The following is a 25797-nucleotide window of genomic DNA, read 5'->3' on the forward strand; positions in this document are numbered from 1 at the left end:
CATGTCCATCGACTGGATCACCGTCGCGGCCCAGATCGCCAATTTCCTGGTGCTGGTCTGGCTCCTGAAGCGCTTTTTCTACCGTCCCATCCTGGATGGCATCGATGCACGCGAGGCAGAGATTGCCGACAGGATGAAAGCCGCCGTGCTCGCGAAGGAAAAGGCGCAATCGGTCGAGGCCGACTATCACGAAAAGGTTCGGGCGCTGCATGTCGCGCAATCCGAGATGGCGGAAACGATCCGGAAGAAAGCCGAAGAGCAACGCGACGCGCTTCTCGCCGAGGCACGGGAACGGATGGACCGGGAATATGTGACGTGGACCGCGCATCTTGACGAGGAGACGAAAAAATTCACCACCGGGATGCATCAGGCGGGAGCAAGGGCGCTGTTGTCCCTCATGCGCAAGGCATTGAGTGACCTGGCCGACCAGAAGCTTGAAGGGCAGATGGCACATCATCTCGCCCGGCAGATAAAGTCGACGGCTGCGGATCTGCGTCACACTGCGGGGCAGCCGGCAAGCGCCGTGGTGACCAGCCACGAAACGCTGTCGTCATCGGCGCAAGCCGAACTGACGGCTGAGTTGCAAACGGTTTTCCCCGACATCGCAGTGCGCTTCGAGACCGATGCAACGCAGTCTCCCGGTCTGGTTCTGCGGATGGGCGGTGCGGAGCTCGCCTGGACCGTGGACTCCTATGTCGATGGCCTTGATGCCGTGATCGGAGAGCAGTTGAGCAAGGCAAGCCAACCGGAAGTGCGACGCCATGAACGCTGAAGCCCGTTCAGCCCAAACCAATCCCGAACTGGTCTTGAAGGCACTGCTGGACAGCCCGTCCCCCGGCCCGCGGCTGAGCGAGATCGGGTCGGTAGCCGAGGTTGGTGACGGAATCGCGATTGTTGCTGGGCTGGAGCGCGCGCTGTCGGACGAGTTGCTTCAATTTGCCAGTGGCGTGCAGGGCATCGTTCTCGATCTCGAGCCGGGACGTCTGGGCGTTGTCCTTCTGGGGCCATCCGACCGCGTGGCCGTGGGAGAGAGCGTCTTGCGCTCGCACAAGGTTGTCAGCGCCCGGGTTGGCCATGCGCTGCTGGGCCGAGTTGTCGATGCGCTTGGCAACCCGCAGGACGGCAGGGGCGACATCAAGTCAGAGGCCACACGTCCCGTCGAGATGGACGCGCCGAAAATCCTTGACCGGCAAGCCATCACACGTCCCCTGGCGACGGGGATCAAGGTGATCGATGCAGCCGTTCCCGTTGGTCTCGGTCAACGCCAGCTGGTGATCGGCGACCGGCAGACCGGCAAGACGTCGCTGGCCGTTGATGCAATCCTCAACCAGAAATCCAGCGACCTGATCTGCATCTATTGCGCTATCGGGCAACGTGGCGATGCGGTTGCCAAGGTGGTGGGTGCGATCCGCGAGGGCGGCATGATGGAGCGGAGCATTGTCATGTCCGCTGGCGATGAAGGGGCTGCCGGCCTTGCCTATGTTGCGCCCTATGCCGCGCTGACGATGGCAGAGCATTTCTCGGACGAGGGACGGGATGTTCTGGTGGTGCTGGATGATCTGACACATCACGCGCGGTCCTACCGGGAGCTGTCGCTGCTGCTGCGCCGTCCTCCGGGCCGCGAGGCCTTTCCCGGCGATATCTTCTACATCCATGCCCGGTTGCTGGAGCGCGCAGGCCAGTTTACGCCCAAAGCCGGCGGCGGCTCGATCACCGTGCTTCCGGTGGTCGAGACCCAGGCCGAGAACCTGTCGGCCTATATTCCGACCAACCTGATCTCGATCACCGACGGGCAGATCTATCTGTCGCCCCGTCTTGTGCGCAAGAACCAGTTTCCGGCCGTTGATCTGGGCGTGTCGGTCTCGCGCGTTGGCGGCAAGGCGCAAAGCAAGGCCTTCCGGTCTGTCGCCGGAAATTTGCGTGTGACCCTGTCGCAATTCGAGGAGCTGGAGGATTTTGCCCGTTTCGGCACACGGCTGGATGATGCGACCCGCGCACGGCTGACACGTGGCGCTGCGGTGCGGGCATCGCTCCGGCAAGCCGAACGCGATCCAATTCCGGCAATCGAACAACTTGCTGTTCTGGTCACAGCCATGGACGGCGGGTTCGACGGTTTGAGCGAGGCCGATACCTTCCGGGTCATGACCGCCATCAGGACTGCCGCCGCGTGTGATCTGGACGATATCGCAAAACGGATCTCGCAAAACGCCGTCCTTGATGACGACGACCGGAACCGGATGATCACGCTCGGGCAAAACGCGCGCAAGGCTCTGGAGGAGCGAGATGGCGCAAACTCTTGAAACCCTGGTGCGGCGCACGGCCAGCATACAAGGCATTCGCAGCGTCGTTCACACGATGAAAACCCTCTCGGTGATCAATGCGGCTCCCTACGAGCACGCCGCCCTGGCCATCGAAGCCTATCATCAAACGGTTCTGGACGGGCTGCATGCCTTCCTGTCCGGGGCCGGTCCTCTGGATGCGGCCTCCTCCGACATCGCCCAGCGGGTCATTGTTGTCTTCGGCTCCGATCATGGCCTGTGCGGTAACTACAACGAGGTTATTGCCGCGCATGTGAGGCAACATGTCGACAATGACCCCGGCGTTGCCACAAGCGTGCTCTGCATTGGCGCTCAAATGGCCGATGCGCTGCAGGACCAGGGCTTCGATGTGGAAGACACGTTCTTTCCGGCCGCGTCCGTCGATGGGCTGGAGCGGCTTGCAAACCTTCTGACCGGGCGGCTCGACGAGATCAGGCGTGCCAGCCACCCACAGGAAATCGCCGTGTCCCTTGCCTACTCCGCGCGCGGAGAGGCGGATGCGCCGGCACTCAGGATCGCGGCCTTGCTGCCGCTTGATCCGTCGCTGCTGCATGATCTTCGCACAAAGCCCTGGGTCTCGCGAAGCCTGCCCTACTATTCGATGCCGCCGGCCGATCTGTTCAGGGCGCTGATCCGGAATCATCTGTTTGCGAGCTTGTTCCGGGCTGCGGCAGAAGCCATGGTCACCGAAAACGCCGCCCGGCTGGCGCTTATGCAGCAGGCCGAACAATCGGTCGACGACAGGCTGGAAGAGCTCAAATCCGACACGCGGACATTGCGTCAAACCGAAATCACGACCGAACTTCTCGATGTGATCATCGGGTTCGAGGCGCTGAAGAAGAAAAAGCCCGCCAGTTAGGCGAGCCTCTTGAAGAGCGGCATGATCCGGTGATGGAGCCGGATCAGAACCGGGGGCGAAGAGTGCTTTGCTGTCGCTGGATTTCCGTCAGGCGAAACCAGGAATGCGCCTCGCCGCCGTATCAATACCGGTGTTCGTACAGATTTTGTATTTTTCGGAGCTTGCGAGATCAATGCGGCCCTTTCGTTTGAGTTCGCTGAACGTGCGGCTGACCGTTTCCACCGACAATCCAAGGTGGTCTGCAATGTCGCGCCGGCACATCGGCAGCGTGATGTACCCTGTTCCCGGCCTTGATGATGCAAACTCACACAGGAAATGGAACAGGCGCTCGGACGCCTTGGCGCTGACCATCGACAGCAGTTGCCGCTCGCGATCCTGCAGCTGGCTGCAAACCTGCTCTCTCATCTCGTCGCGCAATGCGGGATCGGCTGCGAGGGCCTGTTCGACCAGCGTATGGGGGACGGACTTCAAGATGACATGGTCGACGGCTTCCGCGGTGAAATGCCAGGTGTCGATGTCCGAAATTCCGACAAAATCGCCCTTCTTTGCAAAGCGGAAGATTTGCCGCGCACCTTGCGGGCCGATTGTGCAGCAGCGGACTGTGCCGGAAACGATCATGTAAAATTCTTCTGCAGGCTCGCCGTGAAGCACAATCGTGCTGTTTGGCTGGAAATGCTGTTGAGAAGAATGGGCTTCAAAAAGAGATGCCAGTTTGCTGTAGCGTGTCGCGCAGGCCCTCTTTCGTTCGAATGACCTTTCAACGGAAAGGCTCCTGCCGGTGGGGCGAGTGTTGATGTGAAATATGTTCTTCGGATTTGAACTTTGACTCGAAGCGGAATTGATTCCCGAAAATGAAATGTCCGGTGCCGAAACTGTTGCGCTTGATGTTGTCACGTCCACACTCCTGTTTGAATGACAGCTGCTTGTTCATGAGCTCAATCGAAGCCTGACGGCAGTTGCGCGTACGCCTCGCCGTCCTCGTCGCTCTGCAACTCGGTTCTGTTTACTTTTTGTGTTCCATACGATTTCGACGGACACGAATGGCTGCCTTGGGGCATCCCGTTGGTTGTCATTCGCGTGTCTGTATATGCTTATGCTTTGACCAAGCCGCCTTGACGTGCATCAAGGCCGCCCATGTTTTGGTGCCATAATCTCGAATATGACTTGAGTGAATCACAGTGAACCGGAAGGTGAAGCTGTTGTCCGGGGCCAATGATGAGTGAACCAACGCCATGGAACTGACGACATCATTGCCCCGTGAGGTGGTGGAAACCCAGCTGGCCCGAATCATGGACAGCCGGATGTTTTCCAATGCCCCCCGGCTGTCGCGGTTCTTGTCGCACGTCGTGCAGGAAAGTCTTGAAGGGCGGGTCGATCGGCTGAAAGGCTACACCATCGGTCTGGACGTTTTTGACCGGCCGGAGGACTTCGATCCGCAAACGGACACAATCGTGCGCGTTCAGGCGCGCGCCCTCCGGCAAAGGCTGGAACAGTATTATGCGCAGGACGGCGTGGAAGATCCCGTGCATATCAAGATCGCGAAGGGCGCGTATGAGCCGGAATTTATCGTTCCCAAAGGCAAGGAAAAGCAGATTGATACAGCTCGGGCTTTGCCTGCTGCTGCTTCCCTGAGCCCGTCAATTGCGGTTCTTCCCTTCGATGATTTCAGCCGGGAGAAGAACGAGGAAACCTTTTCACTCGGCCTCACCGAAGAGATCATCGCAAACCTGTCGCGGTTCAGGGAGTTGTCGGTCTTTTCCAGATCGACGACAGAAAAGGCAAAGCTCGACAAGCTCAGCATTTCGCAGATGTATGCCGCCTTTCGACCGGATTTTGTCCTGGAGGGGAGCTTCCGGTTCAGTGAACACACGGTCGATATAACAATCAACCTGGTGGTCGCCTCCAGTGATGCCGTCATCCTGACGAAGCACTTCAGCCACGAGATGACGCCGGATGCGATGTATGCGGTGCAGGACGAGATGGCGCAGATGATTGCTGCGCGGATCGCTGACCGGTTCGGCCCGTTGGGGCAATATGCGCAACGTTGCGCGCGATCGGGACGGTCCCGGAAGTGGGAGACCTACCACTGGATTTCGCAATATCACCAGTACGGGATTCAGCTGGATCAGACTGACCGGTCGGCGATCAGGGAAGGTCTGTCGAAGGCGCTGGAAACCGACGGCAATTCGGCCGATGCCCACGCAGCGCTGGCCTTGATCATGCTCGACGAATACCGGGTGTCGGTTGATAACCGGCAGGACAATGGCATCCTGGAACAGGCGTTGTCACACGCCCAAAAAGCTGTGGCCTGCGATCCCGAGAGCGCAACCGCCCAGGAGGCCTTGGCCGTTGCACGGTTTCACCGCGGAGAGTTCGACCATTTTGAAGCGGCTGCCGGGCAAGCCCTGGCGCTCAACCCCGGCCACGGGGACATGCTGGCCGCGCTTGGCATATGTTTCACGGCGCGTGCGAATTGGGACATGGCCATGCCATTGCTGGACAAGGCCATTGCGCTTAATCCGCTCCAGCCTGGCTGGTATCATGTCCCCAAAGCCATCGGCCTTGCAATGACGGGGCGAGCCGCGGAGGCGGTCGCGGAGATGCAGATTGCTCCATTGCCCGGGATGTTCTTCTACCACTGCCATATGATTTGGTTCCTGGTGGAAGCCAACGATATGGAGGCGGCGATGGATGAGAAAGCCAGGCTGCTGGAAGCGTTGCCGGAATTCGAGCACTTCATCATGGGCCATTTCCGTGCCTGGTGCACTGATGACGCGCTTGTCGGCCGCGCTGTCGCGGGATGGCAAAGTGCCGGGCTGAATATTCGCGGTTGAGCCTGCGGGTTGAAGCAACATTTCCAACCCAAATTGAAAGCCTTGCGTGGGCTCCGCACACTCAGAACGCGACGTACTGGCCGCGCGCTTCTGCCCTGGCTCTTGTCAGCACGTGATGGGCGGTGGCCAGGTCCTGGGCGGCGATCCCCAGCGAGCGGTAGATGGTGATCTGGCCGGGGCCGGTGCGGCCGGGGATGTCGCCTGTCAGCCGGGCACCGATTTCACCCTGCAGCTGGTCGGCGCTGAATGTTCCAGCCTTGATCATGTCGACGATCTCGCCTGCCTGCGACAGCGTCGAGGGCAGGTAATCGACCCAGATATCGCCGCGCAACACCATCTCGTCATCGACTTCCCGCATGGTCGGGATCGAGGAGCCGACGATGTTGACATGCGCCCCTTCCGCGACCCATTCACCCTTGACGATCGGTGTCGGCGAGGCGGTCACAGTGCAGACAATGTCGGCGCTTTCGATCGCGGCCTTGATGTCGCTGCCGTGGCTGATGTCGAGCTCCGGATAAAGTCCGGCGGCGCGGTTGGCGAAGGCTTCGGCCTTGCCGGCAGAGCGTCCTGCGACCGACAGACGGGTGATCTCGCGCACGCACATCATTGCATCGAGGTGATGCTCGGCCTGTTCGCCGGTGCCGACGATTGCCAGGTGGCTGGCGTCGGGGCGGGCGAGCGCGCGGGTGGCGACCGCGCTCGCCGCAGCGGTGCGGATGGCGGTCAGCAGGCTTGCATCCATCATGGCGACGGCGCCGCCGGTTTCGGCCTCGAACAGCACCATGGCGCCGCGGTGCGAGGACAGACCACGTGCGGGGTTGTCGGGAAAAAGGCTGATCATCTTGACGCCGAAGCAAGCCGGATCGGCAATGGCGCCGGGCATCAGCCCCATCCGGTTGTTTCCCCCCACCGGGGTGGCCGTGCGCAGGGGCAGGGTGGCGGTGCCGCGAGACACCTGCTTCATCACCGTCTCGACGGCCTCAATGGCCTCATGCATCGGCAACAGATCGGCGACGTCGTCATGGCTGAGGACAATCACAATGCACGTTCCTCTCCGGTGCCCCAGTCGGTTCCGGTGAGCGGCAGACCCATGACCTGTTCCAGCAACCCGGTGTACTCGTCAGGCCGCGCCACATAGGGGAAATGCCCGCCCGAGAGAAAGCGGTAGGCGCAACCGGGTTTGAGCCGGCTGCGCACGGCGGCGCGCATTTCCGGCGGGATCAGCGGATCGTCATCGGCCTCGATGGTGAAAACACTTGCCTGCGGCAGGGTTACCGCTGGCAGATCGGGCGCGGTCTTGGTGGTGTTGAGCCGGTTGCGCAACTCGGCTTCGGGAATGCGTCCGTTGACCTCGGCCATCAGCAGCGCCACCAGATCGGCCTGCTCGGGATGGGCGGCCGCCCAAGCGCCAAGGCCCTGGCCAAACCCGGCACGCAGATCGGCGATCGGCGCATTCATCAGATCCAGCGCATAGGGCATGCGCTGATCGATCCCCTGGACGGAACAGAGCGTGTTTGCGCCGATCAGCCGGGTTACCCGGGCGGGGGCATCGGCCGCGAGATATTGCGCCAGGTATCCACCCAGCGACGATCCCAGAACCGTTGCCTGCTCCACACCCAGACGATCCATCAGCGTGACCAGATCGTTGCTCCAATCGACGATGCCGCCGTTGCTTGGATAGGTCACCGCCAGAATGCGCACCCTGTCCTTGAGCGCGGTGATCTGCTGCCAGAAGATATCGCCGCGCCCCAGCGTGCCGGGGATCAGCAGCAGGACCGGACCGGAGCCGGTATCGACCAGTCCCCATTCGCGGCCATTGAGATCGATGCGCTGTTCGGGATGACTGGCGGCAAAGGCGTCGCGGCTGTCGATGAGGGGATTGGTCATGCGAAAGGCTCCTGGATTGCGGGCCAGTAGGTACGGGCACGTTTGGTATAGGGGATATTGGCGAAATCCGGGGTGATCGCGCCGGGCGTGGCCACCGGAATCACCTGGGCGGCGATCGGATTGAACCCGGCCTGGTAATGATTGGAGGATTTGACGCAGACATATTGCCGCTGCGACAGGTCGATGCCGAGTTTCTCGAAGGCTTCGGGATGGAAGGTCTGGCTGCGATTGTCGTTGATGACAATGTCGATACCGTCTGCTTCGACCCAGACCGTCTGGCCCATCGGCGCGGGCAATTCTCCAAAGCGCTGGGTCATCTCGTCGGCGATGTTGCGCACGGTCACGGTCAGATCGAGCGGATCGCCCGACATCGGGCCGCATTTGCCGCCAAGGCGCAGCTGCAATGTCGCGCCGATGCCGGCCTCCTTGCAGATGCGCACTGCGATCGGATCCCAGAAGATGCCGGTTGCAATGTTGCGCATGCCGCGCCCGATCATGGCGCGCAGCAGGAATGTCGCGTCAGAGGGAGCGCCTCCGCCGGCATTGTCGGACATGTCGGCCAGCACCACTGGGCCTTTCGGCGCAGCCTCGGCCAGATCCAGCGCCGCCTCGATTCCCGGAATGTCGCGGTGCAGTTCAAAGCGCAGGTCGTAGAGGGCCTTGCCGAGCCGTTCGGCTTCAGCGGCGGCCTGATCGGCATTGCCGTCACAGATTGCAAGCGCACGGGCGCCGGTGCGGGGATGATCGCCCCAGGGAAAACCATGCGCCAGCGACAGGGAGAGAACGCCGTCCTCGGCTTCGCGTGCGGACATGGCGTCGACAAAGCCGCGCATGGGCTGGTGCGGGGTTGGCATGGCGATGATCATGCGGCAATCCCAGTCGCGCATGACCGGATTGATTTCGCCCCTAGCGGTGCGGTCCGCCAGTGCAAACATCTCCCGGGCGCGTTCGGGTACGTCGACATGCGGATACTCCTTGAAGGCGATCAGCAATGTGGCATTGGTCAGCATCTGCTCGGTCAGATGGCAATGCGGATCCAGCAGACCGCCGATCACTGCATCGGGGGCTATGGCCCGGGCCCCGGCGATCAACTCGCCTTCGCAATCGTCATAGCCATCGGCGATCATCGCGCCGTGCAATCCCAAAAGGATCACATCCACATCTCCGGCGGCCTTGAGATCGCCGAGGATCTCGTCGCGAAACGCTTCGAACTCGGGCTTGACGGTGGGTCCGCTGGGCTGGGCCGCGGCACAGAGGGATTCGACCACTTCCCAGCCCTGGGCCTCGGCCATTTCGCGCCAGATATGTAACGCCGCGCTCCAGTATTGCAGCGGATGAGCGGTGGCGTCTCCGTGGAAGATGCCACCTTCCTCGAAACTGGCGCGGCCGGTGGGCATGGGGGAAAAGGAATTGGTTTCGGTGGTCAGTCCGGCAATGAACAGCTTCATGGTGGTGTCCTAGGAAATTTGTGTCTCAGTATCGGGCATCTGCCCGGAAAACCGGAGCGCCAGTCGTGCGCTCAGATGGACAAGGATCAGGAGAAAGGCGATCGGTACGGCTGCCGTGAACCAGACCATCGAGACGTCCAGCATCTCGGCCTGGCGGGCGAGGGAGCGCCCGAGAAAGCCGCGCGCGGCGTCCATTCTGGCATTGAAGACGGAGTACCAGAGGATCGGGATCGCGAAGGCCAGCACGCCGCATGCCCGGATCACGGCAAGGGCCGCGCCCGCACCACCGCGACGGAGGCGCATGGCGGGAAACAGGGTCGGGTCGGTGCCTGCGTAGAATGCGCAGGATGCACCGAGCATGCCGGTCCAGACCATGGCCCGGCGCGCCAGTTCCTCGGTCCAGATCGGCGGCGCTTCGAAAACATAGCGGGCGACGACCTGCCAGCTGGCGGCAAAGACCATCATCAGCAGGGCCAGTACCGCCCCCCAGAGGGCGATACTGTTGAGACCGGCCGACAGCCGGGTCAGCCACTGTGCGAAGCGCTGCATCAGCTCACTTGCCCTTTGCGGCTTCCCATTCCGCAATCTGTTCCTGGCTCAGCAGATCGGAATTGTAAGCCGGGGCGGATGCCTCGCGGAACGCGTCGCGCGCGGCCTGATCCAGACGTTCGATCTTGACACCGGCAGCTTCCAGCTTGCCCAGAACAGCATCCTGGGTTTTCAGCCATTCGCGGTTTGCAGCCGTTGCGGCCGCGGCGGCGGCGTCTACCGTGGCGCGGTCAGCCTCGCTCAGTCCCTGGTACCAGTCTTCCGACACGATGGTGATGCGCAACGCCGGAGAAACGGCGGCATCGGTGTAGAACTTGAGGAAATCGGTGTGCCCGAACAGAAGCGGCACGAAGGCGGGGTTCATGTAGCCATCGGCAACTCCGGTCTGCAGCGCATTTGGCACTTCCGCCCAGCTGACGATGGTGCCGGCGGCGCCCCAGGCCTTGTAGAGCTCGATCTGGCTCTCATCGAGCGCACGCATTCTCAGCCCGGCCATGTCGGCCACCGATGTGACAGGTTTCTTGGTGTTGAAGATGCCGCTCGCCTGGCCGACGTGGTTGACCGAGATGACGCGGACGCCGCCCTTGGTCGTGGCGGCATTGATTTTCTCCATCATGCCGCCCTCGTTGAGGGCGCGGTCGACCTCGATCTCGTCGGCGAAGAAATAGGGCAGGCGCAGGCCGTAGATCAGCTTGTCGAGCGATCCGACGATGTTGAGCGGGGACAGGGAGACTTCCAGCAGGCCCTGGCTGACCTGGTCGAACAGTTCGTCATCGCCGCCGATGCTGCCACGGGCGAATTCCTCGGCCGGCATGCCGTGCTCGTTGAGATAGGTGCTGAAGGTGTGGGCCCAGACATAGCTGCCGGAGCCTTCCAGGTCGGGCGGGCTGTCGAGTGCGATCTTGATCTCGGCATTGGCCGCACCGGCCAGGGTCAGGGCTGCGGCGAACAAGGCGCCGCTCAGGATTTTCGAGTAGATCATTTCAGTTCCTCTCCTTTATGAATTTCTTTTTGCTTCATGATAGCTCAGCCACCGCCCAGGCCGAAGGCATGGGGCAAGGCCAGGCTGAGGGCAGGCATCCGGATCAGCAGCGCCAGCACCGCGATCTGGACAAGAACGAAGGGGATGATGGCGCGGGCCAGCTTCCAGTAGTTCACCCCGGTGACGGTCGAGACCACCAGCAGGCAGCCTCCCATCGGCGGCGAGACCAGCCCGATGCACAGGTTGAAGCACAGCACGATGCCCAGATGCACCGGGTCGGCGCCCTGTTCGAGGGCGACGGGGGCCAGCAGCGGCACCAGCAGCGCCAGTGCGACCGGGATGTCGAGCACCATGCCGGCCAGCAGAAAGATCACGTTCATCGCCAGCATGTAGCCCGCCGGACCCAGACCCCAGTCCACCACCATGACTGAAATCATCTCGGGAATGCGTTCGAGCGCACCAAGATGGCCCAGCGCGGAAGCGGCGCAGATGATGACGAAGATCGAGCCCGAGAGCATGGCGGTGCGGCGCAGGCTTTCGAGAACATCGGCGGTGGAAAGACCCGCGTAAAACCATCCGGCACCAAGGGCTGCAAAGACCGCGACAGCGGCGGCTTCGGTCGGGGTCATCAGGCCGAAGACGATGCCGCCGAGAATGATCATGGGCAGGCTGAGCGCGGGCAGGGAATGCAGAAAGGTCGGCAGCAGCGGCGGCATGTCGGCTTTCTCGACACGGGGATGCTGCTGGCGCATCGCATAAAATGCATTGAGGATGAGCAGTGCGGCGGCGAGGATCAGTCCGGGTACGATTCCGGCCAGAAACAATGCGGTGACGGAGGTGCCCATCAGCGCGCCGTAGAAGATCAGGATGATCGAGGGCGGCACGATCGGTCCGATGATCGACGAGGCCGCGGTGATGGCGCTGGCGTAGGTCAGGGTGTAGCCGCGCCGGGTCATTTCCGGAACCAGCGTGTTGGACAAGGCCGCAGCGTCGGCCACCGCCGAGCCGGAGATCCCGGCAAAGAACACAGAGGTCAGGATGTTGACGTGGCCAAGGCCGCCGCGGATCCGGCCGACCAGCGCCATCGACAGGTTGATCAGCGCGCCGGTGATACCGCCGCGGTTCATCAGTTCGCCGGCAAGTATGAACAATGGCATTGCCATCAGCGCGAAGACGTCGATCTTGGAAAATATCTGCTGCGGCAGGATCGCCAGGTAGCGTGCATTGTCTGTGGCGATGAAGGCCAGGACCGCGGCGCCGCCGATCACATAGGCAATCGCCAGTCCGGAAAACAGCAGCGCCGCTGCGGCAAGTAAGACCAGCACCATCATGCCGCAATCCGCAGGCGTGCGGGCGACAGTGCGGCGGCCGTTACCCCCAGATCCGCAACATCGCCGGGCAGATCATTCCCGCGAACCAGTGCTGCGGCGCTGCGCGCCATCGCCGGCGCGCTCTGGATGCCGTATCCGCCCTGGCCGGCCAACCAGAAGAAGCCGGGTGCATCGGGAGCGTAGCCTGCCACCGGGTCGCCATCGGGCAGGAAGCTGCGCAACCCGGCCCATTTGTGGTCGATGCGCCTGATCTGCAGATCGAAGGCGGTTTGAATGCGGTCGACGCAGATGGCGATGTCGAGCTCTTCCGGCTGGGCGTCGCAGGGCTCGGAGAGGGTTTCGTCCGCTGGCGAGATCAGCAGCTTGCCGGCGTCGGGCTTGAGATAGAATTGCTCTTCGACATCGACGACCATCGGCCAGGCATCGGGAACAATTCCGGCAGGCGGGTCGACCAGAAGCGCCGTGCGGCGCAGCGGGCGAAGCCCCTTGGTGGCGACGCCGGCCATCCCGGCGATGACATCGGCCCAGGCGCCGGCCGCATTGACGACAATCGGTGCGTGGAGGATCTGATCCGGGGTTTCGACCTGCCAGTCAGCGCCGATGCGGTTCAGGCCTGTGACTTCCGCCTTTGTGATCAGAGACCCGCCTTCGGCGCGGAAATGGCGCAGGTAATGCTGGTGCAGGCCATGGACCTCTATATCCGCAGCCGAGTTGTCGAAGAGACCGGCGCTCGCATAACCGTCGCGCAGCAGCGGCGAACGGGTGCGCAGCTGTTCTGCGGTCTGCGGCTCGACGACCGAACCCAAAGCACTGCGCATGGCGTCGAGCTTGTCGGCCTGATCGGCCCGGGCCACGAACAATGCCCCGCGCGAGCGCAAAAGGCCTGCAGGTGGATTGCCTGGTCCCTGCCCCAGAAAGAAGGTGTGAGAAGCGCGTGAGAGCGCCCTGATTACGGGTGGACCATAGGCCTGGGTATAAAGCGCAGCAGAGCGTCCGGTGGTGTGGTAGCCGGGGTGGTTTTCGCGCTCGAGGAGCGCCACGCGCCCCGTGCCTGCCAATTCGGCGGCGACCGAGGCCCCCGCCATTCCGGCGCCGATGACAATGATGTCATAGTGTTGGTGCGCGGTCATGCCTTCCCCTTGAATGTCCCAGCGGAAAGAGGTTAACACTAATTTTCCTTTTGGAAAGAGGAATATTTCCAATTGGAAAATCGACGAGGCAATCGCGGTTTATCCCGCACGGTGCAGGCATGAGCAAACAGACTGACAACGCCAACCCGCGGCAGGACTTCGGTCGCCGCCTGCGCAAGCTGCGTCAGGACAAGGGCTGGACCCTGGCCGAGCTGGCCGAACGCTCAGGCCTGGTCATATCGACGATATCCAAGGCGGAACGCGGCATCATCGCGCTGACCTACGACCGGCTGGCGATGCTGGCACAGGCGCTGGAGGTGGATCTGGCGGCGTTCTTCAATGCCGAAGGCGAATCCTTCGCGCCCGGCAGTTTCGCGGTTGCCCGCAAGGGCGAGTTCGAAATGCAGGAAACCAGGAACTACGTCTACGAGATGCTGTTTCCCGATGTCTGGAACAAGGCGATGACCCCGATGATGGGATCGCTCAAGGCGCGCGAACTGGTCGATTTCGAAGAATTCGTGCGTCATCCCGGACAGGAATTCCTGATCGTCATGGCCGGGCAGGTTACGGTGTTTGTCGAGAACCGAGATCCGGTGGTCCTGAATGAGGGTGACAGTATCTATTTCGACAGTGCCGTCGGCCATCTCTATGCCTCGGGCGGTGAAGAGGATGCCCGCATCCTGGTGGTCTGCGCGCCGATTTGACCGGGGCGGGAGAAGCCCTTTGCCAGGTTGCATTTGGTGTTGATGTCCGGGGTTTGCGTGCCGAACCTGGGCAGATCGGGTTGAGTTGAAGTCCGACTGTGGCTATCAGGTGTCTGCCACAGGCGAGACTGCCGCAAACAACAAGGCGCATTCCCAGATGATCCCAGAATATCTCGTTACCCATTCCGGCGGTTTCCATGCTGACGAACTGCTGTCCAGCGTCGTTCTGACCCGGCTTTTTCCCGAGGCGCGGATAGTCCGCAGCCGGGCGCCTGAATGGATTACACCGGGGTCTGACCGGATCATCTATGATGTCGGCGGGGCCTATGATGCCGAAGCGCGGATCTTCGATCACCATCAGCGTGGGGCGCCGCTGCGGGAAGACGGGCAACCCTACAGCTCCTTCGGACTGATCTGGAAGCATTATGGTCGTGACTATCTTGCCGCGACAGGACTTCCCGATGCCCATGTCGAGGCTGTCCACGCGGGCTTTGATGCGAGCTTCGTCCTGCCGATCGACCTGATGGACAACGGTGCGATGAGTCCGGCCGTGGCCGGGCCGCTGGCGGTGCTGACCTTGCCGGTTCTGCTTGAAACCCTGAAGCCGGTCTTCGACGAGCCGGACCCGGAGGCGCTGGAGCGTGCATTCGGCGAAGCGCTGACCATCGCGCGGAGTTTTCTCGAGGCCCGGATCGCCGGAAGTGCGGCAAAGCTCAGAGCCGAGGATCTGGTGCTGCAGGCGGTTTCGAGCGCGGGCGAAAGCCGGGTGCTGGAACTCCCGATGGGCATGCCGTTCCGTTCGGCGATCATGAAGTCGGGTGCGGATCATTTGCTGTTCGTGGTTCACCCGCGCGACAAGGACTGGTGCCTGACCGGCATTCGCCGTGCGGATGAGGGATTTGAACAGCGCGCCGATCTGCCCGCTGCCTGGGCTGGCTTGACAAATGGTGACCTGGAAGCGGCTTGCGGCGTTCAGGGTGCGAGTTTCTGCCACAATGGCCGCTTCATTGCTGCTGCCAAGACCCGCGAGGCGGCTCTGGCGATGGCGGATATTGCGGTAAAAGAAGCAATCGCGACCGGACAGGTCTGACGGAACGCTGACGCCAGGATCGCTTGAAGCCGTGACCTGGGAAAAGGTTGGTGAGGTGGGCGTCCAGCTCATGCGCCGGGTGCCCTGACATTGCCCGGATTTCCGCCACCAAGGCGTACCGATCGTCCGCCAACGATAGGCCACGGAGCGTGGTTGCAATCCGAATCTGTAGCAGATTTGCCACATTGATGCCGTGTTTTGGCTGCCTGAAGGGTTTTTGATTTGTGATCAGCTTATCTGAAAAAACCTCATAAAAACAATATATTATTTCCAATTTTCCGGGTGCTGAGGCGCGGCGTTAGCGCATGGATGTGGCTTTTTCCCGTGCACCGGCACTTTACTTGACAAAAAGAGTCAACTATTGGGGGTCTCATTGTAGCCCGCCAACTTTCCCTGTTTGAGGATTGTGAGCCAGCCAACCCGCTTCTCCCATCGGCATGTCCGTTCGGGAGGCTCACCAATCTTTGTATTTTTTAATGGGGGATGGGACATGAAGGTCTCGCTCAGGGGCGCGCCGGTTTCCGGCAATCGCAAAAATTCTCACTCACAGATTTCAGACATGTTGAGCGCCACCGTGGCAGCGGCCTGCTTTGTTGCTGTGGGCACTCATCATGGTATGGCTCAGGACGGCGAGCCGATCGTTCTTCCGACCGTCGAGGTTGAAACTACCCAACAACAGGAACCAGCCGCTGCAACGGCGGCGGCGGAACAGAAAGCCGCGGCGGCAAGCAAGCGGGCCGCGCAACGGGCCGCAGCGGCAAGGGCTCAGCGCCAGGCTGAATCGGCGGCCGCACGCGCCGCAGCGCTTGAGGAAGCCAACCAGCGCGCTGAAGCTGAGGCAAAGGCTGCGGCTGAAGCTGCGGCGAAGGCCAAGGAAATTGCACGCGGCAACCCCTATGCCGATCCGGACGCCCCGTTCAAGAGCGACCGGTTGGCCAATTCCCGTCTGCCCGGCAGCATCGCGGATACGCCGCGTACCGTCACGGCAATCGGCAAGGAAGTGCTGGAAGCTACCGGCATGACTTCGGTTCGTGAAATTGCACGCACCACGCCGGGCATCTCGCTCGGGTTCGGTGAAGGCGGCAACTCCTTCGGCGACAACATCTATATCCGTGGCTTCAAGGCCAACAACGATCTTTACGTCGATGGCGTCCGTGATTCCGGCATCAGCGTGCACGAGACGTTCAACACCGAGCAGGTCGAGGTGATCAAGGGGCCGGCAGGTACGATCGGCGGCCGCGGAACAACCGGCGGTGCGCTTGATATCGTTACCAAGAAGGCCAAGGACGTGTCGTTCTTCGAGGCTTCCACCACGGTAACCAGCGCGAAAACCAAACGCGCCACGATCGATTACAACCATGCTTTCAATGAACAGCTGCAGATCCGTTTGAACGGGCTGGTTCAGGATGGCAACGTTGCCGGCCGCGACAATGTCAAGGATGACCGGCGCGGGTTTGCGGCGGCTGCGACAATCAAGCCGACCGACCTGTTCACCATCGAAGCGGATATTTCGCATACGGAGATCAACCAGACCCCGGACTGGGGTGTACCCTACCTGTCAAACAATGGCGGTCCGGTGACCGAGCACGGTGTTGACCGTTCCACCTTCTACGGCGTGGTCGGCCGCGATTTCCAGGACGTGACCCAGACCGTCGGGACGGTCAAGACGATCTTCGACTTCTCGGACAGCGCAAGGCTCACCAATACCGCGCGCTACTCCCGTTCGATCAATGATTATGTGCTCACCGCACCGAGCAGCCTGATTACCAATAACTCGACCGACATCAACGACTGGCAGGTGTCGCTGAGCTTCAAGAGCCGCTATCAGGAAACCGATGTGTTCTCCGACGTGCTGGAGCTGACCGGCGAAACCTCGCTGGGCGGGCTGTCCCACACCTATGTGGCGGGTCTGAGCTACAGCGACGAGAAGGTGAATACCTACTCCTACGATAATCTGCAGAGCGAAGACTATAACCCCCCGGCCGGGCAGCGCGGTTGTGTGGTGACTGCCGTCAATCCCGATCCGATCGGGGAGGGTTGCTGGTCTGGTGAAGCGCCTGTCCGGGGAACCAGCGCGACCACCACACGGGTCCGTTCGACGTCGCTTTACGCGCTCGACACGGTCGAACTGAACGAGCACTGGCTGATCAATGGCGGCGTTCGTGTCGACTTCTACGACAACAAGCGCAGCTCTGGCAGCACCGATCTGTCGCGCAAGGACACGCTGTTCAACTGGAATGCCGGTGTCACCTACAAGCCGTGGGAAAGCACCAGCCTCTATGCGGCCGTCGCCAGCTCGTCGAACCCCTCGGGGCAGGAAATCGCCGCGGGCGGCAGTTTCTACGGCGGTCTGGACAATGGTGGCGTGGTTCTGGCTCCGGAACGCAACATGTCCTACGAGGCAGGCATCAAGTACGAGTACAATGATGACCTGCTGCTGACAGCCGCGGTCTTCCGCACGATCAAGTCGGATGCACGCGAGGACTACGATCCCGATGGCCGAAACGGTCCCGAGCCAACGCAATATCTCGACACGCTGAAATACAGCATGACGGGTATCGAGCTTGGCGTGTCGGGCAATCTGACCGACAGGATCAGCCTGTTCGGTGGCGCGGTGTTCATGGACAGCAAGATCCTGGCGAGCAACACGCCGACAGAAGTCGGCAAGGACATCGCCAACATCGCACACCAGCAGTTCAGCCTTCTGGGTACCTACAAGTACAATGAAAAGCTGACGCTGGGCGCCCGGGTGACTTATGCCGGCGGAAGGAAGCTTGGAAGCGTGTCTGCAAATGGCAACACGCTGCCGGACTATACCACGCTCGATCTGCTGGCGACCTACAAGTTCTCGGAAAACGCGGAGATGCAGTTCAACGTCACCAACGTGGCTGACACGACCTACTACGACTCCGGCTACCGTTCCGGTTCGCCATTCACCTATGTGGCGCCGGGCCGCGAGTTCTCGTTCAACCTGAAGGCCAAGTTCTAGGGCCTGATGCAACACAGCGTTCCGGGCGGCTTTCGCCCGGAACGCCCATGATGGGATAGCCAGATGCTGATCACAATTCCCGACATCCTGAGCAAGGATGAAGTGCGCCACTTCCGGGAGGTGCTCGACAAGGCCGAATGGGAATCCGGGTCGAAGACGGCCGGTGTCCAGTCGGAAAGCGTCAAGCGAAACCAGCAGATGCCGGTTGAGAGCGATGCCGCGCTCAAGCTCGGGCAATTTCTGCTGCAGAAACTTTCCGCAAACCCGGTGTTCCTGTCGGCGGCGCTGCCGCTGAGAATCCTGCCGCCGATGTTCAATCGCTACGAGACGGAAGAGACCTTCGGCATCCATGTCGACAATGCCATCCGCCTCAATCACCTGACGCAGGAACGTCTGAGGACCGACCTGTCGATGACGGTGTTCCTGAGCGAGCCGGATGAATATGACGGCGGCGAGCTGATCGTCGAAGATCACTACGGCGCCCAGGAGGTCAAGCTCGAAGCCGGGCACATGGTGCTCTATCCGGCGACCAGCCTTCACCAGGTGGTGCCGGTTACCCGCGGCGCGCGGGTGGCGTCCTTCTTCTGGCTGCAAAGCATGATCCGCTCGGATTCACACCGCACCATGCTGTTCGATCTCGACCAGACCATCCAGTCGCTTGCCGGGCGGCTGGGTACCGGCGACGGCGAAGTCGTTCGCCTGACGGGCATTTATCACAACCTTATCCGCACCTGGGCAGAGACCTGAATCATGAAGACGAAGCTGATCCGATATGGTGTTTTGACCACGCTTACGGTGCTGGCGGGAGGCGCGTTCGCGCAGGATGCCGTCCAGTCCGCTGTTCCGGGCGGGTGGCTTGATGGTGTTGTCGCCGGATTGTCCGAGTGGCTGCAGCGGGCCGGTGAAGACGAGTTGAGCGCCATGGGCATGTTCATGGCTGCCGACTGGGTGGTCAAGGCGGTGATGATTTCGCTGGCCTTCGCCTCGGTGCTGACATGGCTGATCTTCGTTGCAAAGACTGCCGACCTGTTCTGGCAACGAGCCCGGCTCAAGCGTGGCTTCCGGCGGATGGATGCGCACGGGACGCTGACCGGGGTCACGGCCGTCTTTTCCAACAGCAAGGGCGTTGTCGGACGGATGGTGCATGCGGCCTTGCGTGAACGGGATCGCAGCGCTGCGGCAGGCCTTGGCAAGGCAGGGATCAAGGAACGGGTTTCCTCCGAACTGGGCCGGATCGAAGCCGGCGCGGCCCGGAGCATGATGTCGGGCACCGGCGTTCTCGCCAATATCGGCTCGACGGCCCCCTTTGTCGGCCTGTTCGGAACCGTCTGGGGCATCATGAACAGCTTCATTTCGATCTCCGAGAGCAACACCACCAACCTGGCCGTAGTGGCTCCGGGCATTGCAGAAGCGCTGCTTGCGACCGCGATCGGCCTGGTGGCGGCGATTCCTGCGGTGATCTTCTACAACCTGATTGCGCGCGGGCTGGGCGGCTACAAGGTGATGCTTGCCGATGTGTCGGCACTGGTCGAGCGGACCTTGTCGCGTGATCTCGATCTTGCCGAACAGGCCCCCAACGTTGCGGCAGTGCAAACGGTCCCCGAACTTGCCGAGGCTGCGGAGTAAGAGCCATGGCGGGCAAGATTGGCGACGACGACGAACTGTCGGAAAACCACGACATCAACATCACGCCGTTTATCGACGTGATGCTTGTGCTGTTGATCATCTTCATGGTGGCCGCCCCCCTGTCGACGGTGGATATCCCGGTCGAGCTTCCGGTGGCTGTCGCGGACCCACCGCAGCGTCCGCTCAAGCCGGTGTTCATCACCATCGCCGAGGATCTGTCGCTTTCTGTCGGCGAGACCGAGACCAGTTTCGAACGGCTCTATATCGATGTCGGGATTGCCACGATGCAAAAGCGCGATACCCGGCTTTACATCCGCGCCGACAAATCGGTGCCCTATGGCGAGTTCATCCGGGTGATGAATATTCTTAGGGCCGACGGGTTCTTGAAGATCGGCCTGGTCGGGCTGGATGAAAGTGCGGTGGGACCGGAGCAGCAGAGCCCTGCGGGCAGTGCGGTTACGGGAGCAGGGCAGGAGCCATGAGCCTCGTCTATCAGCGTGGCACATCCGGCGTCTGGTTCTGGGCCTGCGCCGCAGTCGTCAGTGTCGGGCTTCACTGTGGCCTGTCCTACCTCGCATTGCAGGAGCAACCGGTCGAGGCGGCCGAGCAGCAGGTTGATGCCGGTATCACCGGTGCCATCATGTTTGACCTGTCCGACCTGATTGCAGCACCTGCCGACATGGCGGAAGACAGCGCCGAAGCGGTGGAATCGGCGGAAGCCCCGACCATCACCGAAAGCCCCGAAGTGGTCGATCCGGCCAAGGCGGCGGATGAGCCGATCCTCAGCCAGATCCCCTACAAGGTGGAGGACGAGAGCCTGAAGTTCGGTGTCGCCAGCCCGGAGCCTGCCGAGGAAACGGAAGATCTCGCGCACGAGATCGCCACTGAATACAAGCCGGAAGATGTCGACCAGGCCAGCACCACCGGTGCACAGGAAAGTGATGCCGCGGACGCATCGGCCGCTGCAGTTGCAACCGAAGAAACCTCGGACACCAGCAAGGCGACCGGTGAAGGCCTGACCGCGGAAGAGAAGGAAGCGGTGCGCGAGTGGCAGCGCGATATCGTGTTGAGAATCTCGAAGGTCCGGAAATATCCGGCGCTGGCGCGCAAGGAACGGATCGAGGGCGAGGTGCGGGTGCGGTTCACGCTCGACCAGTATGGCACGATCGTGTCCACCGAGATCGAGACATCGTCTGGATCGCCGGTGCTCGATGAGGCGGCGCTTGCCGTGTTTGAGGAAATCGGCAAGCTGCCGACGCCGCCAAGCTACCTCAAGGGCGATCGTTTCACGCTGCTGGCGCCGATCCGCTATTCGTTCCGGTAAAGGATGTCCGGCGTGATGTCCTTGAGCGTCGCGCATCCTGTCAGCATCATGGCGATCTCAAATTCATCGCGCAGCAGCCTGAGGACATGACTGACACCGGCGGCGCCGGCGACAGTCAGTCCGGCAATCGCCAGGCGTCCGGCAAGCACGGCGGTGGCGCCCAGCGCCAACGCCTTGAGAACATCGGTGCCGCGCCTGATGCCGCCATCCATCAACACCGGAACAGCCCCGTCGACAGCTTTCGCGACGGCGGGTAGCAAGCTGATGGATGCCGGCATGGTGTCGAGCACCCTGCCGCCGTGATTGGAGACGATGATGGCGCTGGCGCCGGCCTCGATTGCCTTTCGCGCATCAGCGGGATGCACGATGCCTTTTAGGATTACCGGCAGGGGAGAGTTGCGGCACAGCCATTCCACGTCCGTCCATTGAGGCGTGATATGGGCAATCCGGTCGAAAAGGATCGACTCGGTGGGCGCCAGCGGAGCGAATTGCGGATCGGGCATGCCGGCCAGATTGACGGCGGCGATATCCGGCGGCAGCCGGAAGCCGGTGCGGGTTTCGCGGTCGCGAACACCCTGGACCGGTGCATCAACCGTCAGCACGATTGCGGTGAAGCCGAGATCGGCCATCCGGCTTACCAACGCCAGGTTGGCATCTCGTGATGGCCCCCAGTAAAGCTGGAACCAGTTGCAGGTGTCGCCGGCAGCACGAATTTCGGCGGCGTCGATGCTGCTTTGCGCACTCAGCACCATGGCCGTGTCCTGCGCGCCAGCCCCGATTGCCATCGCGATCTCGCCGTCGGGATGAACAAGCCGCTGATAGGCGACCGGCGCGACAAGGATCGGATGCGGCATGGGCTGGCCCAGCAGGACCTGGCCCGCCGAACCGCCGCGCACATCGCGCAGTGCGCGCGGAAGCAGCTCCAGCTTGGAAAAGGCCTGCTGATTGGCTTCAAGCGTCCGTTCATCGGCCGCGCCACCAAAGAAATAGGCTGACCGGTCAACGCTCAACATGGCGCGGGCCCGGCTTTCGTAATCCCGCAGGGTCGGCTGCAAATTCACCGATGGCTGGTCTGGCGTCATTTGTTGAGGATCAGTTTGCCCTGGCGGGTGATGCGCAGCCGGTAGAGCGCGCCTTCGTGGGCGATGGTGATTTCGCGGCGGTCCTGAAACAGTGCGCTTGAGGGTATCGTTTCGGTCGGCGGCAAAGCCTGCGGTGCAGGAGACCGCTTAGCCTCTGACGCTGCCGTGTCTGCCTCCACGGACAGTGGTGCTTGGCTATGGGATGTACGCATAAAATACCCGAACTGATGTTTTGTCCCTCACCCCGCGCCTGCGGCGGAAGAGGGCGTTTCAAAATACATGACAAAACCACTCATATTTATTTTGAGCAGCCTTGTCCACCGGCAAAGTGCCGTCTTGCCAATCCGCTCGGCTGCATTTTGATGTTTGGTATCTGGCCGTTTCGCAGGTGCTACGCGCTTGAGGCCATTGCCGTCTGTTGCGAATTGATTTTCACAGCCATTGCATCGGCGTCCAGCCGGAGCGCAAACGCGATGGCTTCAGTGGCCGGTGCCGGCCTGGCGTAAACAAACCCCTGGACCTGGTCGCATCCGAGTTCCTTCAGCAGTGCAATCTCCTGCTGCTTCTCCGCGCCTTCGGCAATTGTTGTCATGCCGAGCCCGCGTCCGAGCGCGATGATGCCCCTGAGCAGTTCGATCGCGCGCCGCGAGTCCGGAGCGCCATCAATGAAGATGCGGTCGATCTTGAGTTTGTCGAACGGAAGCTGGGTCAGATATCCCAGCGACGAGTAGCCGGTGCCAAAGTCGTCGAGCGCAAGCGAAACACCGCATTGCTTCAACGATTTCAGCACTGTTCTCACCCGGCTTTCATTCTGGTCGGCCAGCAGGCTTTCGGTCAGTTCCAGGCACAGCAATTCGGGGGGCAACCCGGTTTCGGCAAGAACGCTGCTGACATCGTTGACCAGATCCGTATTCCAGATCTGTGCCGCCGATACATTGACCGCGACCAGGGGCGCCGCTGCACCCGCATCGAGCCATTCCTTTGCCTGGAGGGCCGCCTGCCTGAGAACCCAGTAGCCCAGATCGCAGATGAGATGGGAGCTTTCGGCAATGGGAACGAACAGCGACGGCGGGACATTGCCGCGCACGGGATGGTTCCAGCGGGCCAGCGCTTCGTATCCGATCACCCGCCCGGTCGTAAGGTCGACCTGCGGCTGGTAATGAACCGAGAGGCCTTCATCGTTTGCCAGCGCATTGCGAAGGTCGAGAGCCAGTGCGACTTTTTCCTGCACGGCTTCGTCCATGCCGGGCTCGAAAATCTTGTAGCGGCCGCGGCCTTCTTCCTTGGCACAGTAAAGGGCGAGATCGGCATTGCGCAGGAGATCGGTCGATGTGGTGCCATGATCGACGATGATGGCAATGCCAATACTGGTGCCGACGGTCACCTCGACACGGTCAAGGACGGTCATTCCGGATACCACGGCGACGATTTCGGCGGCAATGTGTTCGCATTCTTCCTGGCCGCTCACGCCTTCGAGCAGGATCGCGAACTCGTCGCCGCCGAGGCGGGCGACAAAGTGTTCGTTGCCCAATGTGCGTGCAAGCAGATGGGCGACCTTGACCAGAAGGGCATCGCCGACAGAGTGGCCCAGCGTATCGTTGACATCCTTGAACCGGTCCAGGTCGAGCAGCAGCAGCGCACCGCTTTCTCCTGTCCGCTCGCAGCGGCAAAGAACATCGTCGATCCGGCGGTGAAACAGGGTCCGGTTGGCCAGCCCGGTAAGCGGATCGTGAAACGCCAGGATCTCCAGTTGCTCCTCGGCCGCCTTGCGGTCGGTGATGTCCTGGATGGTGCCGTAGATTCCACTCTTGCGGCCTTCGCTGTCGGTTCTGAGCTTGGTGGTGATGGCGAAGTATCCAATATCACCGTCGCCACGGCGGACCTTCAGATCGATGCTCCTGACAACGCTGTGCCGGATAACTTCGGCCTGCACCGCCAGCAACCGGCTTGCGCCGTCATCGGCGTAAAGCTCCATGACGGCATCGCGCGTGGTTGCAAAAGCCTCCGGATCGTAGCCCAGCAGGTGGTAGATCTCGTCAGACCACCAGAGGGCCTCTTTATCGAACTGGTAGCTCCAATCGCCGATTTTACCCAAATGCTGGGCTTCGTTGAGCTGACCGGATCGATGTTCAAGGGTGTTTCTGGCGGTTTCCAGTTCGAGGATGGCCTCGTCCAGTTTCCGAACCGGAATCGAACGGCCAAAATAGATCAATATGCCGAGCAGCATGAAAAAGAGTACGCTCAGCAGAATCTCGAGCGCTTCCGACGCAACCGAAAAGATCACTTCCAGCCGGCCAATTTCCGTGCCGGCAACAATGATTGGTGCACTGGTTGCCAAAGACGGCCGGCCGGTGGGTTCTCCGACTTCGAGCAAAGTCTCACCCTCGGCGTCGTATATGCGCTGGCGAATGGGGACGGACCGCGGGACCTGAAGCTCGACGATCTCGGTCAGGCGAACCTTGTGGTACTGCCACATCGCCTCATGTGCGTAGATATATTTGGACACCCTGGCCGCTTGCATATCTGCAAGGAACTCGATCGCCCGCATCTGGTAGCGATAGGAAACCAGACCGTGGACGAATGGTGGAACCAGCGCAATCACCAGGCTTAGCGCCAATGCAATGCGCATCCGTCCCTTGGTTCGAGCAGAATTGATCACTGGACGGTCCGCAGGCAACCTGCCTCGCGCAACAGAATTGCGCCATCACCGGAGTTCACGAATGCCAGGAACCGTTGCACGAGCGGGGTCGAATTTTCGGCATAAATGAAACGGTAGAGCTTGGTGTAGGGATATTGCCCGTTGTCCAGGTTCTCCAGTGTCGGTTCGACGCCGTCAATTGTGAGAAACTGGATCTGATGACTTTCGGTGACAACCTGCGCCAGGCTCGTGCCCACCAACGATCCATCGATGGCCTTCGCCATCTCGAGATTGTCCTGGTCTGTTGCGGCGATGGGAACATCGACGCGCTCCCGCACCTGATCGATGGCGGTTTCCATTCCCGGAAATGTCTGTCCCAGAAGCGCGGTGTCGCTCTCGTTCCTGGGCCTGAGAATGACCCGGACGGGGGAGCCATCGGCCCAGGTTGATGTTGGCGATGAGAAAAAGGCGGCGACGTCGGCCGAGCTGATGTCGCCGGGATTTGGATTGGAACTGACAAGACCGTAGGGCGTGCGCACGGCAGCCACCTCGCTCAGCCCGGTTTCAACCGGCTTCAGGGGGCGTGCGGAAATCGCGAGGTCGAGAACATTGTCCATCGCGGCTGCAATGCTGCCGGAACTGCCAAGACCGGGGATTATCTCGACTGTGGTTCCGGCTTCGCTGGCAGCAAAGGCAGCGCCCAACCGTTCCATCAGGACCGTCGCGGAACCTGTGCCGCCAATGCGCAGCGTTTCGGCCTGCGCGGCAGAAAAGGGTGTGAAACACAGCGTCAATACCGCTATCGAGAGAATGGATACCACTTTGGTTCTTGAGCTGCGCATGCGTGCCTCTTGTACTTGAGGCCTTAATGTGAAGCATTTCTAATAAAGAATGGTTTAATGTTGAGGCCCTGTTTCCTTACTGGTCCTGGTGAAATGCGGCCGGATCAGGCCAGACGCGCCAAGAGCAATGCGAAGACACCGCCGCACTTGCAAAACCGGACCGT

Annotated in this window: 23 protein-coding genes; 11 read left to right on the plus strand and 12 right to left on the minus strand. The window is 61.4% G+C overall.

Annotated elements, in window-relative coordinates:
- Nucleotide 1: 1 nt before the first annotated feature.
- Genes WNY80_RS07785 through WNY80_RS07795 form a run of 3 tightly spaced genes read left to right on the plus strand, consistent with a single transcriptional unit; the run spans nucleotide 2 to nucleotide 3177 of the window.
- Nucleotides 2–772, plus strand: a complete 771-nt coding sequence (locus WNY80_RS07785) for a F0F1 ATP synthase subunit B (protein WP_342886775.1) — start codon at nucleotides 2–4, stop codon at nucleotides 770–772.
- The gene (locus tag WNY80_RS07790) at nucleotides 762–2300 is read left to right on the plus strand and encodes a F0F1 ATP synthase subunit alpha (protein ID WP_342886776.1); all 1539 of its coding nucleotides are present in this window, start codon (nucleotides 762–764) and stop codon (nucleotides 2298–2300) included. Before WNY80_RS07785 ends, WNY80_RS07790 begins: the two co-directional genes overlap by 11 nt.
- Nucleotides 2284–3177, plus strand: coding sequence for a FoF1 ATP synthase subunit gamma (locus WNY80_RS07795; RefSeq protein ID WP_342886777.1), 894 nt, complete (start codon nucleotides 2284–2286; stop codon nucleotides 3175–3177). The genes WNY80_RS07790 and WNY80_RS07795 overlap by 17 nt, the downstream gene beginning before the upstream one ends.
- Nucleotides 3178–3264: 87 nt before the next feature.
- Here WNY80_RS07795 and WNY80_RS07800 read toward each other — a convergent pair whose 3' ends face one another.
- Nucleotides 3265–4077 carry a Crp/Fnr family transcriptional regulator gene (locus tag WNY80_RS07800; RefSeq protein ID WP_342886778.1) on the minus strand — a complete coding sequence of 271 codons (813 nt, stop codon included), beginning with the start codon at nucleotides 4075–4077 and terminating at the stop codon, nucleotides 3265–3267.
- A 332-nt stretch (nucleotides 4078–4409) separates the two neighbouring features.
- Between WNY80_RS07800 and WNY80_RS07805 the strand changes: the two genes are divergently transcribed.
- Nucleotides 4410–6011 carry a hypothetical protein gene (locus WNY80_RS07805; protein WP_342886779.1) on the plus strand — a complete coding sequence of 534 codons (1602 nt, stop codon included), beginning with the start codon at nucleotides 4410–4412 and terminating at the stop codon, nucleotides 6009–6011.
- Between the two features lie 61 nt (nucleotides 6012–6072).
- Here WNY80_RS07805 and WNY80_RS07810 read toward each other — a convergent pair whose 3' ends face one another.
- From WNY80_RS07810 to WNY80_RS07840, 7 genes are read right to left on the minus strand one after another with little or no spacing between them, the layout of a single operon-like run.
- Nucleotides 6073–7050, minus strand: coding sequence for an ornithine cyclodeaminase family protein (locus WNY80_RS07810; RefSeq protein WP_342886780.1), 978 nt, complete (start codon nucleotides 7048–7050; stop codon nucleotides 6073–6075).
- Nucleotides 7047–7898, minus strand: a complete 852-nt coding sequence (locus WNY80_RS07815) for an alpha/beta hydrolase (RefSeq protein WP_342886781.1) — start codon at nucleotides 7896–7898, stop codon at nucleotides 7047–7049. The genes WNY80_RS07810 and WNY80_RS07815 overlap by 4 nt, the downstream gene beginning before the upstream one ends.
- On the minus strand, nucleotides 7895–9346 hold the full coding sequence (locus tag WNY80_RS07820; RefSeq protein ID WP_342886782.1) for a M81 family metallopeptidase: 1452 nt from the start codon (nucleotides 9344–9346) through the stop codon (nucleotides 7895–7897). Before WNY80_RS07820 ends, WNY80_RS07815 begins: the two co-directional genes overlap by 4 nt.
- Nucleotides 9347–9355: 9 nt before the next feature.
- On the minus strand, nucleotides 9356–9895 hold the full coding sequence (locus WNY80_RS07825; protein ID WP_342886783.1) for a TRAP transporter small permease subunit: 540 nt from the start codon (nucleotides 9893–9895) through the stop codon (nucleotides 9356–9358).
- Between the two features lie 4 nt (nucleotides 9896–9899).
- On the minus strand, nucleotides 9900–10877 hold the full coding sequence (locus WNY80_RS07830) for a TRAP transporter substrate-binding protein (protein ID WP_342886784.1): 978 nt from the start codon (nucleotides 10875–10877) through the stop codon (nucleotides 9900–9902).
- Nucleotides 10878–10921: 44 nt separating this feature from the next.
- On the minus strand, nucleotides 10922–12208 hold the full coding sequence (locus WNY80_RS07835) for a TRAP transporter large permease (RefSeq protein WP_342886785.1): 1287 nt from the start codon (nucleotides 12206–12208) through the stop codon (nucleotides 10922–10924).
- Nucleotides 12205–13338, minus strand: coding sequence for an FAD-binding oxidoreductase (locus tag WNY80_RS07840; protein ID WP_342886786.1), 1134 nt, complete (start codon nucleotides 13336–13338; stop codon nucleotides 12205–12207). Before WNY80_RS07840 ends, WNY80_RS07835 begins: the two co-directional genes overlap by 4 nt.
- Nucleotides 13339–13457: 119 nt before the next feature.
- Here WNY80_RS07840 and WNY80_RS07845 point away from each other — a divergent pair, with 119 nt between their 5' ends.
- From WNY80_RS07845 to WNY80_RS07875, 7 genes are all read left to right on the plus strand, one after another.
- Nucleotides 13458–14042 (plus strand): XRE family transcriptional regulator, encoded by a 585-nt coding sequence (locus WNY80_RS07845; RefSeq protein WP_342886787.1) that lies wholly within the window; start codon nucleotides 13458–13460, stop codon nucleotides 14040–14042.
- 157 nt (nucleotides 14043–14199) lie between these two features.
- Nucleotides 14200–15132, plus strand: a complete 933-nt coding sequence (locus tag WNY80_RS07850) for an MYG1 family protein (RefSeq protein ID WP_342886788.1) — start codon at nucleotides 14200–14202, stop codon at nucleotides 15130–15132.
- Between the two features lie 616 nt (nucleotides 15133–15748).
- Nucleotides 15749–18121, plus strand: a complete 2373-nt coding sequence (locus WNY80_RS07855; RefSeq protein WP_342886789.1) for a TonB-dependent siderophore receptor — start codon at nucleotides 15749–15751, stop codon at nucleotides 18119–18121.
- Nucleotides 18122–18184: 63 nt separating this feature from the next.
- Nucleotides 18185–18868, plus strand: a complete 684-nt coding sequence (locus WNY80_RS07860) for a Fe2+-dependent dioxygenase (RefSeq protein ID WP_342886790.1) — start codon at nucleotides 18185–18187, stop codon at nucleotides 18866–18868.
- A gap of 3 nt (nucleotides 18869–18871) precedes the next feature.
- On the plus strand, nucleotides 18872–19747 hold the full coding sequence (gene exbB, locus WNY80_RS07865; RefSeq protein ID WP_342886791.1) for a tonB-system energizer ExbB: 876 nt from the start codon (nucleotides 18872–18874) through the stop codon (nucleotides 19745–19747).
- A gap of 5 nt (nucleotides 19748–19752) precedes the next feature.
- Nucleotides 19753–20229 carry a TonB system transport protein ExbD gene (gene exbD / locus WNY80_RS07870; protein WP_342886792.1) on the plus strand — a complete coding sequence of 159 codons (477 nt, stop codon included), beginning with the start codon at nucleotides 19753–19755 and terminating at the stop codon, nucleotides 20227–20229.
- Nucleotides 20226–21071 carry a TonB family protein gene (locus tag WNY80_RS07875; RefSeq protein WP_342886793.1) on the plus strand — a complete coding sequence of 282 codons (846 nt, stop codon included), beginning with the start codon at nucleotides 20226–20228 and terminating at the stop codon, nucleotides 21069–21071. The genes exbD and WNY80_RS07875 overlap by 4 nt, the downstream gene beginning before the upstream one ends.
- On the opposite strand, the gene WNY80_RS07880 is transcribed toward WNY80_RS07875, so the two are convergent.
- The 4 genes from WNY80_RS07880 to WNY80_RS07895 form a co-directional block, all read right to left on the minus strand.
- Nucleotides 21056–22153: an alpha-hydroxy acid oxidase gene (locus WNY80_RS07880; protein WP_342886794.1), complete on the minus strand. Its 1098-nt coding sequence runs from the start codon at nucleotides 22151–22153 to the stop codon at nucleotides 21056–21058. The genes WNY80_RS07875 and WNY80_RS07880 overlap by 16 nt on opposite strands.
- Complete coding sequence (locus WNY80_RS07885; protein WP_342886795.1) at nucleotides 22150–22278, minus strand: hemin uptake protein HemP; 129 nt, start codon at nucleotides 22276–22278, stop codon at nucleotides 22150–22152. Before WNY80_RS07885 ends, WNY80_RS07880 begins: the two co-directional genes overlap by 4 nt.
- 266 nt (nucleotides 22279–22544) lie before the next feature.
- Nucleotides 22545–24812, minus strand: coding sequence for an EAL domain-containing protein (locus WNY80_RS07890; protein WP_342886796.1), 2268 nt, complete (start codon nucleotides 24810–24812; stop codon nucleotides 22545–22547).
- The gene (locus WNY80_RS07895; RefSeq protein ID WP_342886797.1) at nucleotides 24809–25633 is read right to left on the minus strand and encodes a substrate-binding domain-containing protein; all 825 of its coding nucleotides are present in this window, start codon (nucleotides 25631–25633) and stop codon (nucleotides 24809–24811) included. Before WNY80_RS07895 ends, WNY80_RS07890 begins: the two co-directional genes overlap by 4 nt.
- Nucleotides 25634–25797: the final 164 nt, after the last annotated feature.

The sequence above is a fragment of the Hoeflea sp. AS16 genome, from assembly GCF_038900095.1.
Taxonomy (GTDB): Bacteria; Pseudomonadota; Alphaproteobacteria; order Rhizobiales; family Rhizobiaceae; genus Hoeflea.